The sequence below is a fragment of the Embleya scabrispora genome (assembly GCF_002024165.1).
Lineage (GTDB): Bacteria > Actinomycetota > Actinomycetes > Streptomycetales > Streptomycetaceae > Embleya > Embleya scabrispora_A.
On the sequence record NZ_MWQN01000001.1, the window covers coordinates 2072800 to 2089988 of the forward strand.

The 17189-nt window shown below is 70.3% G+C and carries 9 protein-coding genes; 5 read left to right on the forward strand and 4 right to left on the reverse strand.

Going from position 1 to position 17189, the window contains the following annotated elements; all coding sequences use genetic code 11:
- On the reverse strand, window positions 1-681 hold the full coding sequence (locus B4N89_RS09005) for a response regulator (RefSeq protein WP_078975373.1): 681 nt from the start codon (window positions 679-681) through the stop codon (window positions 1-3).
- Window positions 681-2003 carry a sensor histidine kinase gene (locus B4N89_RS09010; protein WP_078975374.1) on the reverse strand — a complete coding sequence of 441 codons (1323 nt, stop codon included), beginning with the start codon at window positions 2001-2003 and terminating at the stop codon, window positions 681-683. Before B4N89_RS09010 ends, B4N89_RS09005 begins: the two co-directional genes overlap by 1 nt.
- Before the next feature lie 340 nt (window positions 2004-2343).
- On the opposite strand from B4N89_RS09010, the gene B4N89_RS09015 reads away from it, so the two are divergent.
- Window positions 2344-4647: an MMPL family transporter gene (locus B4N89_RS09015; protein WP_078975375.1), complete on the forward strand. Its 2304-nt coding sequence runs from the start codon at window positions 2344-2346 to the stop codon at window positions 4645-4647.
- A 111-nt stretch (window positions 4648-4758) separates the two neighbouring features.
- On the opposite strand, the gene B4N89_RS09020 is transcribed toward B4N89_RS09015, so the two are convergent.
- Window positions 4759-6057 carry a L,D-transpeptidase gene (locus B4N89_RS09020; RefSeq protein WP_078975376.1) on the reverse strand — a complete coding sequence of 433 codons (1299 nt, stop codon included), beginning with the start codon at window positions 6055-6057 and terminating at the stop codon, window positions 4759-4761.
- Between the two features lie 189 nt (window positions 6058-6246).
- Entirely contained in the window at window positions 6247-8859 is a 2613-nt protein-coding gene (glgP, locus tag B4N89_RS09025; RefSeq protein ID WP_078975377.1) for an alpha-glucan family phosphorylase, read from the reverse strand.
- Window positions 8860-9279: 420 nt separating this feature from the next.
- Between glgP and B4N89_RS09030 the strand changes: the two genes are divergently transcribed.
- Genes B4N89_RS09030 through glgB form a run of 4 tightly spaced genes read left to right on the forward strand, consistent with a single transcriptional unit; the run spans window position 9280 to window position 17062 of the window.
- On the forward strand, window positions 9280-11598 hold the full coding sequence (locus tag B4N89_RS09030) for an alpha-1,4-glucan--maltose-1-phosphate maltosyltransferase (protein WP_201260818.1): 2319 nt from the start codon (window positions 9280-9282) through the stop codon (window positions 11596-11598).
- Window positions 11595-13289 (forward strand): maltose alpha-D-glucosyltransferase, encoded by a 1695-nt coding sequence (treS, locus tag B4N89_RS09035; protein ID WP_078975378.1) that lies wholly within the window; start codon window positions 11595-11597, stop codon window positions 13287-13289. Before B4N89_RS09030 ends, treS begins: the two co-directional genes overlap by 4 nt.
- Window positions 13286-14737, forward strand: coding sequence for a maltokinase N-terminal cap-like domain-containing protein (locus tag B4N89_RS09040; protein ID WP_078975379.1), 1452 nt, complete (start codon window positions 13286-13288; stop codon window positions 14735-14737). Before treS ends, B4N89_RS09040 begins: the two co-directional genes overlap by 4 nt.
- A 48-nt stretch (window positions 14738-14785) precedes the next feature.
- On the forward strand, window positions 14786-17062 hold the full coding sequence (gene glgB / locus B4N89_RS09045) for a 1,4-alpha-glucan branching protein GlgB (protein ID WP_078975380.1): 2277 nt from the start codon (window positions 14786-14788) through the stop codon (window positions 17060-17062).
- Window positions 17063-17189: the final 127 nt, after the last annotated feature.

Here is a 17189-nt window from a genome sequence, read left to right on the forward strand (position 1 = left end):
CTACGTCGCCCGTCCCGCCTGGACCAGGCCGGATTCGTAGGCGAAGACGACTGCCTGGGCGCGGTCGCGGACGCCGAGTTTGGCGAACAGGCCCGTGGCGTGGTTCTTGACGGTCTGGACGCCGATGCTCATCGTCTGGGCGATCTCGGCGTTGTCCAGGCCGGCCGCGATCAGGCGGAGGACCTCCACCTCGCGAGGGGTCAGGTCGCGCAGGCCCGTCGCCGAGGGCTGCGGGGCCGAGGGGGCTTTGACGAAGGACTCGATCAGGCGCGTGAGCAGCCGCGGCGCGACCGCGGCCTCGCCCAGGTGGACCGTGTGCACCGCCGCGATCAGGTCCTCGGGCAGTACGTCCTTGGGCAGGAAGCCGATCGCCCCGGCACGCAGCGCGCCCACCACGTACTCGTCCATGTCGAACGTGCTCAGCGCGAGCACCCGGCACTCGGGCAGTTCCTCGGTCAGCCGCGCGGTGGCCTGTACCCCGTCGAGGACCGGCATGCGGATGTCCATCAGGATCACGTTCGGACGCAGCCGATGCGCGGCCTCGACCGCCTGGGCGCCGTCGTCGACCTCGCCGATCACCTCGATGCCGGGGTCGGAGCGCAGGATCAGTGCCAGGCCCCGACGCACGAGCGGCTGATCGTCCGCGAGCAGCACGGTGACCGGGGGTGCGTCCACGCTCATCAGTTCAAGTCCTCTCCTGGCTCCGCCGGCGGCAGTGGCACGAGGGCGGCCACCCGGAATCCGCCTTCGGGGCGCCTGCCCACCTCGAGCACACCACCGTGCACGGCCACGCGCTCGCGCATACCCAGGAGACCGTACCCGCCTCCCGCGCCCGCGGCGCCCCCGCGGCCGGCATGGCCGTCGTCGCAGACCTCCACGGCGACCAGGTCGGACCGGTATTCGAGCCGTACGAAGGCCCGCGCGTCGCCCGCGTGCCGGCGCGCGTTGGTCAGCGCCTCCTGCACGATCCGGTACAGCGTGAGCCCGATCGCCAACGGCAACCGACGCGGCTCGCCCAGCGCCTCGAACTCCACGGGCAGCCCGGCCGCGCGCGACTCGGCGAGCAGCCGGTCGATCTCGCGGATCCCCGGCTGGGGTGCGGAGGGCGCGTCCTCGGCCGCGTCGGTGCTGCGCAGCACGCCGAGCAGTTGGCGCATCTCGCGCAGCGCGGTGCGGCCGGACGACTCCAGCGTGACCAGCGCCTCCCGGGCGGTCTCGGGATCGCGGTCGAGGGTGGCGCGCGCGCCGCCGGACATCAGGTACATCGTGGTGATGTGGTGCGCGACGATGTCGTGCAACTCGCGCGCGATCCGCCGCCGCTCCTCGGTCACCGCGCGCTCCGCGAGCAGCCGCCGGTTCAGCACCACCTGCTCCCGCCACCGGCGCACCCCGACGCCGACCGCGATCACCAGGGTGATGAACAGCGTGTCGCCGAACACCATCAGCGGGGTGGTCGAACGCTCCCCCGTCGCGTGCGCCGCCTGACCCGCGAGCGCCGCGAGACCGGCCGCACCGACGGCGCGTGCGCCGCGGTACCGGGCCACCGTGTACAGCGCGACCGCGACCGACAGGGAGAAGTTGTGCGCGTGCATCGTGACGACCAGGGACAACGCCACGTAGAGCGCGACCACTACGCCGAGCACGTGCGTCGGATAGCGCCGGCGCAAGAACAGCGCACCGGCGCCGGCCGTGATCAGCAGCGCGCCGATCCCGGACGCGTGCGGCGCGGCGGTATGGCCGGAACCGACGTACGAGGCGAGGTCGGCCGCCCCGCAGCCGAGCGCGATCAGCAGGTCCTCACGGGTGCGCCGGCAGGCCCGGACGCGCCGCCGGAGCAGCCCGACCAGCCCCGGGTACCACCCCGGCCCCGGACCGGAATCCGAAGCCGCGACGGCCGTCCCGACCGCCGAGCCGATCCCCGGACCGGCCGGCGGCTCCGCGGCCGTCGCCCCGATCGCGGGAATCGTCGCCGACCCCGCCGCTGAGCGGTGCTCGGAGCCCATTCGCGGGCCTCCTTCATGGTTGGTGCCGTTCGTTCGCCCGCGCCCGGCCGGCGTCCGCCCACCCGGCCCGTCCGTCCGGTCGTCCCATTCCATCGCCCGTGCCCGGTTTTCTGAACCTCATCGCAGATGATCCGCGCCCCGGACCGGAGTCCTGGTTCCGCGATTCGCCCGGACCGTGGTCCCGGTCCACTCCCCTTCCCCCGGTCGATGCCCGAGGGGGGTTTCGCGTGATCAGCTTGAGGCATTCCGGAGTTCCGCATCGAACTCCCATGTCTCGATCCGACGGCGGAGAAGGAAAATGATCCGTAGAACAACCGCGTTCGCCACACGTCATCGATGGATGACGATTATCGTCTGGGCGATCGTCGGTCTCGCCCTGACCGCCGTCGGCCAGCCGTTGATGAACAGCGTCACCGATTCGTCGACCGGCGACTTTCTGCCGAAGAAATACGATTCCGCGGCGGCGATCCAGATCGCCGAGAAGAAGTTCGACGAAAAGCCCGACCCGAACGCGGTGACCGTGCTCGTGGCCCGCGCGGACGGCGCCAAGCTCGGCCCGCAGGACCAGAAGAAGATCGCCGACACGGCCGCCGGCCTGTCCGCGAAGCGCATCAAGGCGGAGCCGGAGCAGTTCGCCAAGGACTTCTCCCAGACGCCGCGTTACACGGTCGGTGTGGTCGCGCCCGACGGGACGTTCCAACTGCTCACCCTGTCGCTGAGCGGCAATGCGAACGACACCGGTCTCCAGGACGTGTATCGGGACGCTCGCGATCTCGCGAAAACCGATTACCAGGCCGCCGGATTCCGGGTCGGATTCACCGGCGGTATCTCGAGCACGGTCGACAACCTGGACGAGGAAAAGGACACCGAGGCACTCGTCGGCGCGTTGACGATGGGTCTCATCATCCTGCTGAACGTGGTGGTCTTCCGCAGCATCCTGGCGGCGATCCTGCCGCTGCTCGCGGTGGCGTTGATCGGCGGTGTCGCCACCGGCGCGGTCGCCGGCAGCGCGAAGCTTTTGGACATCAAGGTCGACCCGTCCGTACCGTCGCTGATCACCGTCGTCCTGCTCGGCATCGTCGTCGACTACTTCCTGTTCCTGATGTTCCGCTTCCGTGAGGAGTTGCGGGCCAACCCGAAGATGGACAAGCGTGAGGCCGCCGCCAACACCGCCGGCCGGGTGGGCAACGCGATCACCTGCGCGGCGCTGACCATCGTGGCGGCGTTCGCCACCCTGGGCATCGCCAGCTTCGGCCAGTTCAAGGTGCTCGGCCCGGCCATCGCGGTCTCGGTCCTCGTCGCCCTGCTCGGCAGCCTCACCCTGCTGCCCGCGCTGCTCGCGGTCACCGGTCGGGCGATGTTCTGGCCGGCGCGGGCCTGGAAGAAGGAGCGTCCGGCGGGCTTCGCCGCCCGACTGGGCGAGAACATCAGCGCGCGTCCCGTGCGCTACCTGCTCGGCAGCCTGGTCCTGCTCGGCGCGCTCGGCGCCGGCGCGGTCGGCGTGAAGATGAGCTACGACCAGCACGGTCAGCCCACCACCAACGCCACCAGGACCGCCGACGAGATCTCCCGCTCGCTGCCGGCGGGCGTGTCCGACCCGCACACCGTCTACGTGCAGACCAAGGCGGGCGGCAAGCTCGACGAGCGTTCGCTCACCGGTCTGACCGGCGCGCTGGGCAAGGTCGAGGGTGTCGGCCAGGTCGCCAAGCCCGTGCTCAACCCGGACAAGTCGGCCGCCCGGATCGATGTGTTCCTGGCCGCCAAGGCGGACACCCAAAAGGCCCGTGACCTGATCACCGGCCCGGTCCGCGGCACCATCGCCAAGAACACGCCCGAGGGCTCCGAGGCGCACATCACCGGAACGGCGGCCATCTTCGCCGACGTGGCCACCGCGGTGAACAAGGACCTCAAGCTGGTCTTCCCGGTCGCCGCGATCCTGATCGCGCTGATCCTGTTCCTGCTGCTGCGCTCGCTGTTGGCGCCGCTGGTGCTGATGCTCGCGGTCGGGTTGGGCTTCGTGGCCACGCTCGGCGCGGGGACGCTGGTCTTCCAGCACATGCTCGACCGCCCCGGGGTGAACTTCACCCTGCCGCTGGTGCTGTTCCTGTTCGTGGTCGCGCTGGGCACCGACTACAACATCCTGATGAGCGACCGGCTCCGGGAGGAGATGGACAAGCCGGGCCCGGCCCGCAAGGCGGTGGCGGAGGCGGTCCGGCACACCGCGCCGGCGATCGCCACGGCCGGTCTGGTCCTGGCCGGCTCCTTCGCCAGCCTGGCGGCCAGCCCCGCGACCGCCGAGATCGGCTTCGCCACCGCGGTCGGCATCCTGCTCTCCTCGATGCTGCTCTCCATCGTGCTGGTGCCCTCGATCGCCGCGATCCTGGGCCGGGGCCTGTGGTGGCCGCGCCGGAGCAACAAAGGGCACGGCGGCGGGGCGGGCGCGCCGACGGCGTACGGCCGGCCGGACGCGGACCGCACGCTCGTGACCGAGCCGCAGATGGCCGGTGGGTACGGGCCCGCCCCGTACACCGGACAGCAGCCCTACCCGGGGCAGCAGCCCTACCCGGGGCAGCCGTACCAGGCGCAACAGCCCTACCCCGGGCAGCCGTACGGGCAGCACCACCGCCCGGACTCCCACGGCTGACCGAGCCGACCGAGACACACCACGACCAGCAACCCCGGAGGGGGCGGCGCCGGGACACCGGCACCGCCCCCTCCGGGTTGCGCGCTTCGCGGGTCCGAGCGATCGAACCGATCAGCTCGCCGCCGTCCACGCCGCCCAGTCCATCGCCCAGCCGCTCCAGCCGTTGTCGGGGTCGACCACCTTCCTGGGCGAGTTGACCACCTCGACCACGTCCCCGATCAGCGACTCCTTGTAGAACCACGCGGCGTTCATGTTCGGGTCGCCGCCACCCTTGACGTCCTGCAGGCTCACACAGCCGTGGCTGGTGTTCTCCTTGCCGAACGGCAGCGGGTCCGTACGCCAGTAGTTGCCGTGCACGTAGGTGCCGGTGTTGCTCAGCCGCATGCCGTGCGGGACGTCCTTGATGTCGTACACGCCCTTGGCCAGGCCGACCGTCTGGGAGTCCATGTGCACCGTGGGCTCCTTGGACATGATCGTCATCTTGCCGTTCCAGGACGGGTTCTCCGCGTCGCCGAGGCTGGCCGGCAGCTTCTTGAGCGGCGCGCCGTCGCGGGTGATCGTCAAGGTGTGCGCGGTGTGGTCGGCGACGCTGGTCTGCGCGCGGCCGACGGTGAAGGTGACGTCCTTCTTCTGCTTGCCGTAGACGCCCGGGGAGGTCTGCTTGCCGTCCAGATCCAGGTGCAGGGTCACCTTCGTGCCCGGCTTCCAGTACTTCTCCGGGCGGAAGTCCAGCCGCTGGTTGCCGAACCAGTGGCCCTCGACCTCGACGGCGGGCTCCGAGGTGACCTTGACCGACCGGTTCACCACCGCCTTGTCCGTGACCTTCCTGGTGAACTCCAGCGAGACGATCATGCCGACGCCGTACGTCTCGTTCGCGTCGATGTTGAACACGCCGTAGTTGGTGTTCGCCGGGGTGAGCGTGGTGAACGAGGACTGGAGTGCCGACACCAGCCCGGCCGCGTCGGTCGCGGTCGCGGACACCGCGTACTTGGTGCCGGTCCGCAGGGCCGCCGCGGGCTGCCAACTCGCCCCGTCCGGCGAGATGGTGCCTTCGACCGGCTTGCCGCCCTCGGAGCCGGTCACGGTGACCTGCGTCAGCTTCCCGGCGCTCGCGCTCACCTTGAGCGCGCCGTCGGTGGCCACCTCCGTCGCGCCGTCCTTCGGCAGGATCGTGACCACCGCCTGGGACACCTTGGGAGCGCCGTCCGGAGCCCTGGTCTGAGCGATGGGTGCGACCTTGTCGTCCTTCGTGTCCTTCCCGTCCTTCTTCCCGTCGCCCCCGCCGCACGCTCCCGCGCCCAGGAGCGCGACGCACACCGCGAGTGCCGGCAGGGCCCTGCGTATCCGCCGTCGCGAGCGGGGTCTTTGTGCGCTCGCACCGGATGTGGCCCCTGCTGCCGTCGTCGACATGGATCTCCCTAAGTCGCTGCGCTACCAGAAGGGATGACCTCGTCGCCCACACCCGCTGTTACGGCCCGGGGGTATGAGTTCGATCACCACCCCGGGGCGGAACCGCGGGCGCCTGCCGCCGCCGGCCGAAAAACGCCTCGGGCCCCGCCGTCCCGAAGGACGACGGGGCCCGAGCCCGCGAGCACCGCGTCAGCGCAGCGCGATACCCTCCGCGAAGCCCTCGCTCTCCGGTGGGATCGCGATCAGGCCGAGTTCGGCGGGGCCGGCCAACAGCGGGTGCGTCGGCATGACCCGCACCGTGTAGCCGAACGGCCCGGTCCGGTCCAGCGCGAGCGAACCCTCGTAGAACCAGCGGCCGTGCTCGTCCCGGCGACCGGCCTTCAGCGGCGCGATCGTGCCGTCCACGATCCGGTCCCCGTCGTCGACCCGGCCGTGCACGACCTGGACCTCCACGTCGGCGGGGGCGAGTTCGCCGAGCGAGACGAAGACCCGCAGGTTCAGCGTGTTGCCGACCTCGGGGGCGTCCCCTATCCCGCCCGACTCCACGTGATCGACCCGCACGCCCGGCCAGGACCGCCGCACGTGCGCCTTCCACTCGGCCAATTCCCGGGCGGCCGACCCGGTGATCGCCCGACCCGACAGCGCGGCCGGCGCGTAGAGCACGTCGACGTAGTCCTTGACCATCCGGTCCGCCGGCACCTTGGGGCCGAGCGTGGCCAGCGTGTGCCGGACCATTTCCAGCCACCGGGTGGGCAGTCCTTCGGGGCCCCGGTCGTAGAACCTGGCCGCGACCGAGTTCTCGATCAGGTCGTAGAGCGCCGCCGCCTCCAGGTCGTCGCGACGATCCACGTCGGTGATCCCGTCGGCGGTCGGAATCGCCCACCCGTTCGAGCCGTCGTACCACTCGTCCCACCACCCGTCCAGGATGGACAGGTTCAGGCAGCCGTTCAGCGCGGCCTTCATCCCGGAGGTGCCACACGCCTCCAGCGGGCGCAACGGGTTGTTCAGCCACACGTCGCACCCGGGGTACAGGTGCTGCGCCATCGCGATGTCGTAGTCCGGCAGGAAGACGATCCGGTGCCGGACGTCCTCGCCGTCGGCGAACCGCACCAGGTCCTGGATCAGCCGTTTGCCGCCCTCGTCGGCCGGGTGCGCCTTGCCCGCGATGACGATCTGCACCGGACGCTCCGGATGCAGCAACATCGAGCGCAGCCGGTCCTGATCCCGCAGCATCAGGGTGAGCCGCTTGTAGGAGGGCACCCGGCGGGCGAACCCGATGGTCAGCACGTCGGGATCGAGCACCCCCTCGATCCAGCCCAATTCCGCCTCGCCGGCGCCCCGTTGCCGCCACGACTCGCGCAGCCGCAGCCGCGCCTCGGCGACCAGCTTCGCTCGCAGCGCGCGCCGCAACTCCCACAACGAGCCCGCCGACAGCCGATCGATCGCCGCCCACGCCGCCGGATCCTCGGCGAGTTCGACGCCCGCCTCGCGTGCGATCAGGTCGGTGACGTCGCCGTCCACCCACGTGGGCGCGTGTACACCGTTGGTGATCGAGGTAATCGGTACCTCGGTGGTGTCGAAGCCCGGCCACAGGCCGTCGAACATGCCCCGACTGACCCGTCCGTGCAACTTGCTCACGCCGTTGGCCCGTTGAGCGAGCCGCAAGCCCATCACGGCCATGTTGAACACGCCCGGATCACCATCCGGGTAGGTCTCCGCGCCGAGTGCGAGGACCCGATCCACCGGAACCCCCGGACACGCGAGGTCGCCGCCGAAATGCCGCTGGATCTGATCGCGACCGAACCGGTCGATGCCGGCCGGCACGGGCGTGTGCGTGGTGAACACCGTGCCCGCCCGGGCGGCTTCGAGGGCCGCGTCGAAGTCCAGCCCGTCGGTCCCGGTGAACTCGCGGATGCGCTCGATCCCCAGGAATCCGGCGTGGCCCTCGTTGGTGTGGAAGACCTCCGGCGCGGGATGACCGGTGATCTCGCAAAAAGCCCGCAAAGCCCGCACCCCGCCGATGCCCAGCAGCATCTCCTGATGCAAGCGGTGTTCGCTCGTGCCGCCGTACAGCCGGTCGGTCACCTCACGTTCGGCGGGCTCGTTCTCCTCGATGTCGGAGTCGAGCAGGAGCAGCGGCACCCGACCGACCTGGGCCTTCCAGATCCGCGCGTGCAACTCACCCGTCGGGAGTCCGATGACCACCCGTGCGGGTGCACCGTCGGCACCCCGAAGGAGGGTCAGTGGCAACTCGTTCGGGTCCAGGAGGGGGTACCGCTCCTGCTGCCAACCGTCTCGGGACAACGACTGTCGGAAGTAGCCGTGGCGGTACAACAATCCGACCCCGACGATGGGCACGCCCAGGTCGCTGGCGGACTTGAGATGGTCGCCCGCCAGGATGCCCAAACCCCCGCTGTACTGCGGAAGTGCGGCCGTGATGCCGTACTCCGGCGAGAAGTACGCGATGGCCGCCGGTGGTGCGGCCAGGCTCGCGCCGGTGCCCGAGAGGGTTTGATACCAGCGAGGTCCGGTCAGGTATTCGTGCAGGTCTTCGGCTGCGACCCGCAGGCGGGCAAGGAAGCGGCGGTCGTCGGCGAGCGCGCCGAGCTTGTCGTTCGGCACGGTGCCGAGGAGGCGGACCGGGTCCCGGCCGACCGCCGCCCAGGTGTCCGGGTCGATCGACTCGAACAGGGCGCGGGTCTCCGCGTGCCAGGACCAGCGGAGGTTCATTGCCAGTTCACCCAGTGGCTCCAGCGGAGCGGGCAGAACCGTACGCACGGTGAATCTGCGGATTGCTCTCACGCTGCGACCCTAGCCGGAAGGCGGCAGAACTTGCGACAGTGGATGCGGTGCGCTTGCAAAGCCGGCAAGATCTTGCGGATGGGTCTGGGGGCGTTTTTACACCATATGGACCGTGCCCCGATCGACTTGACGATCGTTGAACAGCCGGGTCCTTCCGTCCCGCCGTACCGCGGACACACCAGACATCCACCGTCCACGGTCGCGGGCCGGGCCCCACCCGGTCCCCGCCTGGTGGTCGCGTCACGAGCAATGGCCGCCGCGCAGCGGTGAGAGGTGGACCCGAGCGATCCCACCGGTCGCCGCCGGGTCGGTTCGTCGCCACTCCCGGGTCCGGCAATCGGGGTATCGAGTGGGTTTCCGTACGGGATGCATCGCGCGCGACGCGCACGAAACGCCCGTCCGTGGGTACAGGAGTTCGGCATGACCAGTTCGGCTGGGAAGGACCCCGGGGGCGCTCGCGCACCCCGGGCGGGGCAGGTCGCGGCCGACGAGGCCGCGGCACGGAAGACGACCGCCGGAAGGTCGCGGGCCGCACGGGCCGCAGCCGCGCCGGCCGACACCACCGCGACGTCGACCACCGCGAAGTTCCCGGCGCGCGCCGGGAAATCCGGGCGGACCGAGGGCGCCGCGAACGCCGAGGGCAACACCTCCGGCGGCAAGGACGGCAGGGACCGCGGCGGCGCCGCCGGCACCGCGGGCGCCGGACGCACCGGCAGATCGACCAAGCCTGCCAAGCCGACCGCGCCGCGGATCGGGCGGATCCCGATCATCGACGTCGAACCCGTGGTCGACGGCGGCACCCGCCCGGTGCGCGCGATCCCGGGTGAGACGTTCTCCGTCGGCGCCACGGTCTTCCGCGAGGGCCACGACGCGGTGGCCGCGGGCGTCGTGTTGCGCGACCCGCGCGGCCGGGCCGGCGCGCTCACCCCGATGGTGCCGGGCACCCCCGGAACCGACCGGATGCACGCGACGATCACCCCGACCGCCGAGGGGCTGTGGTCCTACGCGGTCGAGGCGTGGGGCGACCCGATCGCGACCTGGCGACACGCCGCCGGGATCAAGATCCCGGCGGGTCTGGAGGTCGGACTCGTCCTGGAGGAGGGCGCGCAACTCCTGGAGCGGGCCGCCGCCGGGGTGCCGAAGAAGGACGGCCGGCGGGCGGTCGTGCTGGCCGCGGTGGACGCGCTGCGGGACGAGACGCGCACACCCGCCGAACGGCTGGCCGCCGCGCGCTCGGCCGACCTGGACGAGGTGCTGGCCCGGCATCCGCTGCGCGAGTTGGTCACCTCCTCGGCCCGCTATCCGCTGCGGGTCGAGCGCGAACGCGCGCTGTACGGCGCCTGGTACGAGTTCTTCCCCCGTTCCGAGGGCGCGGTGGTGGACCCCACCGGCGTCCGCCCCCCGCGCAGCGGCACCTTCCGCACCGCGATGGACCGGCTGCCGCAGGTCGCGGCGATGGGCTTCGACGTGGTGTACCTGCCGCCGATCCACCCGATCGGCACCGCCTTCCGCAAGGGCCCCAACAACACCCTCGTGGCCGGCGAGCACGATCCCGGCTCGCCGTGGGGCATCGGCTCGCCCGAGGGCGGGCACGATGCGATCCACCCGGACCTGGGCACGATCGAGGACTTCGACGCGTTCGTGGCCCGGGCCCGCGAGTTGCGGATGGAGGTCGCCCTCGACTTCGCGCTCCAGGTCTCCCCCGACCACCCGTGGGTGGAGAAGCACCCCGAGTGGTTCCGGCACCGCGCCGACGGAACCATCGCCTTCGCGGAGAACCCGCCGAAGAAGTACCAGGACATCTACCCGATCGACTTCGACACCGACTACGACGGTCTGGTCGAGGAGACGCTGCGGGTGTTGCGGCACTGGATGGCGCACGGCGTGCGGATCTTCCGGGTGGACAACCCGCACACCAAGCCGGTGATGTTCTGGGAGCAGGTGATCGCCACGATCAACGCGAGCGATCCCGACGTGCTGTTCCTGGCCGAGGCGTTCACCCGACCGGCGATGATGCGCACCCTGGCCAAGGTCGGCTTCCAGCAGTCGTACACGTACTTCACCTGGCGCAACGGCAAGGACGAGCTTCAGGAATACCTGACCGAGTTGACCACCGGTGAGGCGTCCGCCTACATGCGGCCCAACTTCTTCGTGAACACGCCCGACATCCTGCACGCCTATCTGCAGTACGGCGGTCCGGCCGCGTTCAAGGTCCGCGCCCTGCTCGCCGCCACGCTCTCCCCCACGTGGGGCGTCTACGCGGGTTTCGAGCTGTACGAGCACGTCGCCGTCAAGGCGGGCAGCGAGGAGTACCACGACTCGGAGAAGTATCAACTGCGCCCGCGCGACTGGGCCGGCGCCGAACGCGAAGGGCGCTCGCTGGCGCCGTACATCACCACGCTCAACCGCGTGCGCCGCCGGCACCCGAGCCTGCAACGTCTACGAAACCTGACGTTCCATCACGTGGACGACGATGCGGTCATGGCCTTCTCCAAGCGCACCCGGGTGGGTGACGTCGACGACCTGGTCCTGGTCGTGGTGAACCTCGATCCGCACCACACCCACGAGGCGACGGTCCACCTGGACCTGCCCGCCCTCGGCCTGGACTGGCAGGACACCTTCGCGGTGCACGACGAATTCACCGGAGCCGGTTACCGCTGGGGTCGGCACAACTACGTGCGTCTCGATCCCGCGCACGAGCCCGCGCATCTCTTCTCGGTCCGGAGGAACAGCCCGTGATCGTCAACGAACCCGTCCGCGACACCTTCGACGACACCCCGTCGCGGGATCGCGATCCCCTGTGGTTCAAGCGAGCCGTCTTCTACGAGGTCCTGGTCCGGTCCTTCCAGGACAGCAACGGGGACGGGGTCGGCGACCTCAAGGGACTGACCCAGAAGCTGGACTACCTCCAGTGGCTGGGCGTCGACTGCCTGTGGCTGCCGCCGTTCTTCGCCTCGCCGCTGCGCGACGGCGGCTACGACGTGGCCGACTACACGGCCGTGCTGCCCGAGTTCGGCGACCTCGCCGACTTCGTCGAGTTCGTCGACTCGGCGCACAAGCGCGGCATGCGGGTGGTGATCGACTTCGTGATGAACCACACGAGCGATCAGCACATGTGGTTCCAGGAGTCGCGGAACAACCCGGACGGGCCGTACGGCGATTACTACATGTGGGCCGACGACGACAAGGCCTACGGCGACGCGCGGATCATCTTCGTCGACACCGAGTCGTCCAACTGGACCTACGACCCGGTGCGCAAGCAGTACTTCTTCCACCGCTTCTTCGGCCACCAGCCGGATCTCAACTACGAGAACCCGCGCGTGCAGGAGGAGATGCTGGCCGGCCTGCGCTTCTGGCTGGACCTGGGCATCGACGGCTTCCGCCTCGACGCGGTGCCCTACCTGTTCGCGCAGGAGGGCACCAACTGCGAGAACCTGCCCGCCACCCACGAATTCCTCAAGCGGGTACGCAAGGAGATCGACGACAAGTATCCGGACACCGTGCTCCTGGCCGAGGCCAACCAGTGGCCCGAGGACGTGGTGGACTACTTCGGCGACGGCGACGAGTGCCACATGGCGTTCCACTTCCCGGTGATGCCGCGCATCTTCATGGCGGTGCGCCGCGAGTCGCGCTACCCCGTCTCGGAGATCCTGGCCGGCACGCCGTCCATCCCGGACAACTGCCAGTGGGGCATCTTCCTCCGCAACCACGACGAGCTGACCCTCGAAATGGTCACGGACGAGGAACGCGACTACATGTACAAGGAGTACGCGAAGGACCCGCGCATGCGGGCCAACGTGGGCATCCGCCGCCGGCTCGCGCCGCTGCTCGACAACGACCGCAACCAGATCGAACTGTTCACGGCACTGCTGCTGTCACTGCCGGGCTCGCCCGTCCTGTACTACGGCGACGAGATCGGCATGGGGGACAACATCTGGCTCGGCGACCGCGACGGGGTGCGCACGCCGATGCAGTGGACGCCGGACCGCAACGCGGGCTTCTCCACGTGCGATCCGGGTCGGCTGTACCTGCCGAACATCATGGACCCGGTCTACGGCTATCAGGTCACCAACGTCGAGGCGCAGATGTCCAACGCCTCGTCGCTGCTGCACTGGACCCGCCGGATGATCGAGGTGCGCAAGCAGAACCCGGCCTTCGGGCTCGGTGTGTACAACGAGCTGACCTCGTCCAATCCCAGCGTGCTGGCGTTCCTGCGCGAATTCGAGGACGACATCGTGCTGTGTGTTCACAACTTCTCGCGCTTCGCCCAGCCGACCGAGCTGGATCTGCGGCAGTTCGAGACGTATGAACCGGTCGAGCTGCTCGGGGGGGTGACGTTTCCCGCGATCGGCGAGCTGCCGTATCTGCTCACCCTCGCGGGGCACGGTTTCTATTGGTTCCGCCTCACCCGTGGAGAAATGACGCTGTGACGGATTCCACCCGACCCCACGATCCGACTGCCTCCGCCGTGATCGCTCTGCTGCGCGACTGGCTGCCGCAGCAGAGATGGTTCGCCGGCAAGGGCCGGCCTCTTCGTGGGGTCGGCGTGGTCCACAGTCTCGAAGTGGTCTCCGGCGATCCCGCGCTGCACCACATGCTGCTGCGGGTCGACCACGGTGGCGCACCCGAGCACTACCAACTCCTCCTCGGCGTGCGCGCCGGTCTGCCGGACCGGCTCACGCACGCCCTGATCGGCCGCTTGCCCAACGGCAGCAGCCTCTACGACGGTGTGCACGACGCGGAGCTGACCCGGTGGTTGCCGGAACGGTTCGTCGCGGCGGACACCGTCGGCCCCCTGGCCTTCCATCGTCCCGGTGCCCAGGCCCCCGATCCCGAGCACGTCGGCCTGGTGATCGGCGCCGAGCAGTCCAACACGTCGATCATCTTCGGCGACGACGTGATCCTGAAGCTGTTCCGCCGGGTGGTACCCGGGGTCAATCCGGACCTGGAGGTCTCGCTGGCCCTCGCCGGCGCGGGCTCGCGCCGGATCCCCGCGCCGATCGCCTGGTTCGACATGCCCTTCCCGGACGCGGACGGCGAGCCGACCACGCTGGGCATGCTCCAGGAGTATCTGCGCACCGGGACCGACGGCTGGGAGCTGGCCAAGACCTCGGTGCGCGACCTGTACGCGGGCCAGGAGGTGCGCGGCGCCGGGCCGCACGCGCACGAGACCGGCGGCGACTTCGCCGGCGAGTCGTTCCGGCTGGGCGCGGCGACCGCCGAGGTACACGCCGACCTGGCCCGCTCGTTGCCCACCACGGTGGCGGGCGAGCCGGAGCTGACCGCGATCGCCGACGACATGGAGCGCCGGTTGCACGCGGCGGCGGAGGCGGTGCCGGAGCTGGCCCCGTTCACCGATCGGCTGCGCGAGGCGTACCGGGATCTGCGCACGCTGGGCCGGGACGGGCACCCCGTGCCGCTCCAGCGCATCCACGGCGACTTCCACCTCGGCCAGGTGATGCGTACCGCCACCCGGTGGGTGCTGCTCGACTTCGAGGGCGAGCCGGCCCGGCCGCTGCGCGAACGGCGCTCGTTGCACTCGCCGCTGCGCGACATCGCGGCGATGTTGCGCTCGTTCGACTACGCGGCCCGGCATCTGCTGGCCGGCGGCGGCGGATTCTGGGGGCGCGGGACGCCCGCGCCGCACCTGGTGCGCCGCGCGGAGGAATGGGCCACCCGCAATCGGGAAGCCTTCTGTGCGGGGTACGCCGACGCGGGCTCGTTCGACCCGCACTCCGAACCCGTGCTGTTGCGGGCCTTCGAGACCGACAAGGCCGTCTACGAGGTCATGTACGAGTCGGGCAACCGGCCCTCGTGGTTGCCGGTGCCGATGTCGGCGATCCGGCGCCTGGCCGAACGTGCGCCGTTGCCGCACTGACGCATCGTCGATTCCCGTTCCGTACCAACGTCCCAGGAGGTCCTATCCGTGACGGCCCGTCAGGACAGCGCGTCAACCGAGGACGGCGGGGTCGCCGGCCGTCCTGCCAAGCGTTCGGCCGGGCGTGCCCGCCCCCGGCCGGCCGGCCGGCCCGGGGTGCCACCGTTGGCCGCCGACGAGTTGCGCCGTCTGGTGGACGGCGGCCATCACGATCCACACGGGCTGCTCGGCCCGCATCCGCGGGTGCCCGGCGTGGACGGCGTGGTGGTGCGGGTGCTGCGGCCGTGGGCCCGTGAGGTCGTCGTGGTCACCGGCGAGCACCGGGTGCCGCTCACCCACGAGGCGGAGGGGCTGTTCACCGGCCTGCTGCCCGGCACCGAGGTGCCCGACTACCGGCTCGAGATCCGCTACGACGGCACCGAGCTGCACACCGACGACCCGTACCGCTTCCTGCCCACCCTGGGCGAGTTGGACATACACCTGATCGCCGAGGGCCGGCACGAGCGGCTGTGGGACGTGCTCGGCGCGCACGTGCGCTCCTACGAGACCGCCAACGGCCCGGTCACCGGCACCTCGTTCGCGGTCTGGGCGCCGAACGCGCGCGGGGTGCGGGTGGTCGGCGACTTCAACTACTGGGACGGCATCGCGCACCCGATGCGATCGCTGGGCTCCTCCGGGGTGTGGGAGCTGTTCGTGCCCGATGTCGGCGACGGCACCAAGTACAAGTACGAGATCCTGGGCCGGGACGGGGTCTCCCGGCAGAAGGCCGACCCGCTGGCCTTCGCCACCGAGTTGCCGCCGTCCACCGCGTCGGTGGTGCACACCCCGACCTACACGTGGTCGGACAAGGAGTGGTTGGAGAAGCGGGCCGAGACGGTCCACCACACCGCGCCGATGAGCGTGTACGAGATCCACCTCGGCTCGTGGCGGCCGGGCCTGAGCTATCTCCAACTGGCCGAGCAGTTGCCGGCCTACGTCACCGAGATGGGCTTCACCCATGTGGAGCTGCTGCCGGTGGCGGAACACCCGTACGGCCCATCGTGGGGCTACCAGGTGTCCTCGTATTACGCGCCCACCTCCCGGTTCGGCAATCCCGACGAGTTCCGGCACCTCGTGGACGCGCTGCACCGGGCCGGGATCGGGGTCCTGGTGGACTGGGTGCCGGCGCACTTCCCCAAGGACGCGTGGGCGCTGGCCCGGTTCGACGGGACCGCGCTGTACGAGCACCCGGATCCGCGCCGGGGCGAGCACCCCGACTGGGGCACCCTGGTCTTCGACTACGGTCGGCACGAGGTGCGCAACTTCCTCGTGGCCAACGCGGTCTACTGGTGCGAGGAGTTCCACATCGACGGGCTGCGGGTGGACGCGGTCGCCTCGATGCTCTATCTGGACTACTCGCGCGAGCACGGCCAGTGGGCGCCCAACCAGCACGGCGGCCGGGAGAACCTGGACGCCGTGGCCTTCCTCCAGGAGATGAACGCGACGCTGTACCGGCGGGTGCCCGGCGTGCTCACCATCGCCGAGGAGTCCACCGCGTGGGACGGGGTGACCCGCGCCACCGAGAGCGGCGGCCTCGGCTTCGGCTTCAAGTGGAACATGGGCTGGATGCACGACTCGCTGGAATACATCCAGAAGGAGCCGATCCACCGGCAGCACCACCACAACGAGATCACCTTCTCGCTGATGTACGCGTGGAGCGAGAACTACATCCTGCCGATCAGCCACGACGAGGTCGTGCACGGCAAACGCTCCATGGTGGACAAGATGCCGGGCGACCGCTGGCAGCAGATGGCCAACGTGCGCGCCTACCTCGCCTTCATGTGGGCCCACCCGGGCAAGCAGTTGTTGTTCATGGGCTCGGAGTTCGGCCACGGCGCGGAGTGGTCCGAGGCGCGCGGCCTGGACTGGTGGCTGCTGGACCACGCCGAGCACCAGGGCATCCGGGAGTTGGTCCGCGACCTGAACTCGATCTATCGGGCACGGCCGGCGCTGTGGACCCAGGACACCCGCCCGGAGGGCTTTTCCTGGATCGACGGCGGCGACGCGGCGTCCAATGTGTTGTCGTTCGTCCGGCACGGCGCGGCCGGCGAACAGCTGGTGTGCGTGTGCAACTTCTCCCCGGTGGTTCGGGAGGACTTCCGGGTCGGGCTGCCGCACGCGGGCCGGTGGCGTGAGGTGTTGAACACCGACGCGGCCGGCTATGGCGGCGCGAACGTCGGCAACCAGGGCGAGGTTCGGGCCGAGGACGTGGCGTGGCACGGCCGGCCGGCCTCCGCGTCGATGACGCTGCCGCCTCTGGCCGCCGTCTGGTTCGTCCCCGAATAGAGGTCGAAGACCCCTCCGGGAGCCGACGTCGCATGGTCGACGTCGGCTCCCGGTCGGCTCGTCGGCGGGCCTCGGAAACGTGACACTCCGGCGAATCGTGAATTAGTGTCGTGCCTTCATGCCCCCG

Excerpts from the sequence above, each read along its gene's own strand:
- B4N89_RS09010 (WP_078975374.1), bottom strand. The coding sequence starts at position 2,003 with ATGGGCTCCGAGCACCGCTCAGCGGCGGGGTCGGCGACGATTCCCGCG.
- B4N89_RS09030 (WP_201260818.1), top strand. The coding sequence starts at position 9,280 with ATGACCAGTTCGGCTGGGAAGGACCCCGGGGGCGCTCGCGCACCCCGG.
- B4N89_RS09015 (WP_078975375.1), top strand. The coding sequence starts at position 2,344 with ATGACGATTATCGTCTGGGCGATCGTCGGTCTCGCCCTGACCGCCGTC.
- B4N89_RS09005 (WP_078975373.1), bottom strand. The coding sequence starts at position 681 with ATGAGCGTGGACGCACCCCCGGTCACCGTGCTGCTCGCGGACGATCAG.
- B4N89_RS09020 (WP_078975376.1), bottom strand. The coding sequence starts at position 6,057 with ATGTCGACGACGGCAGCAGGGGCCACATCCGGTGCGAGCGCACAAAGA.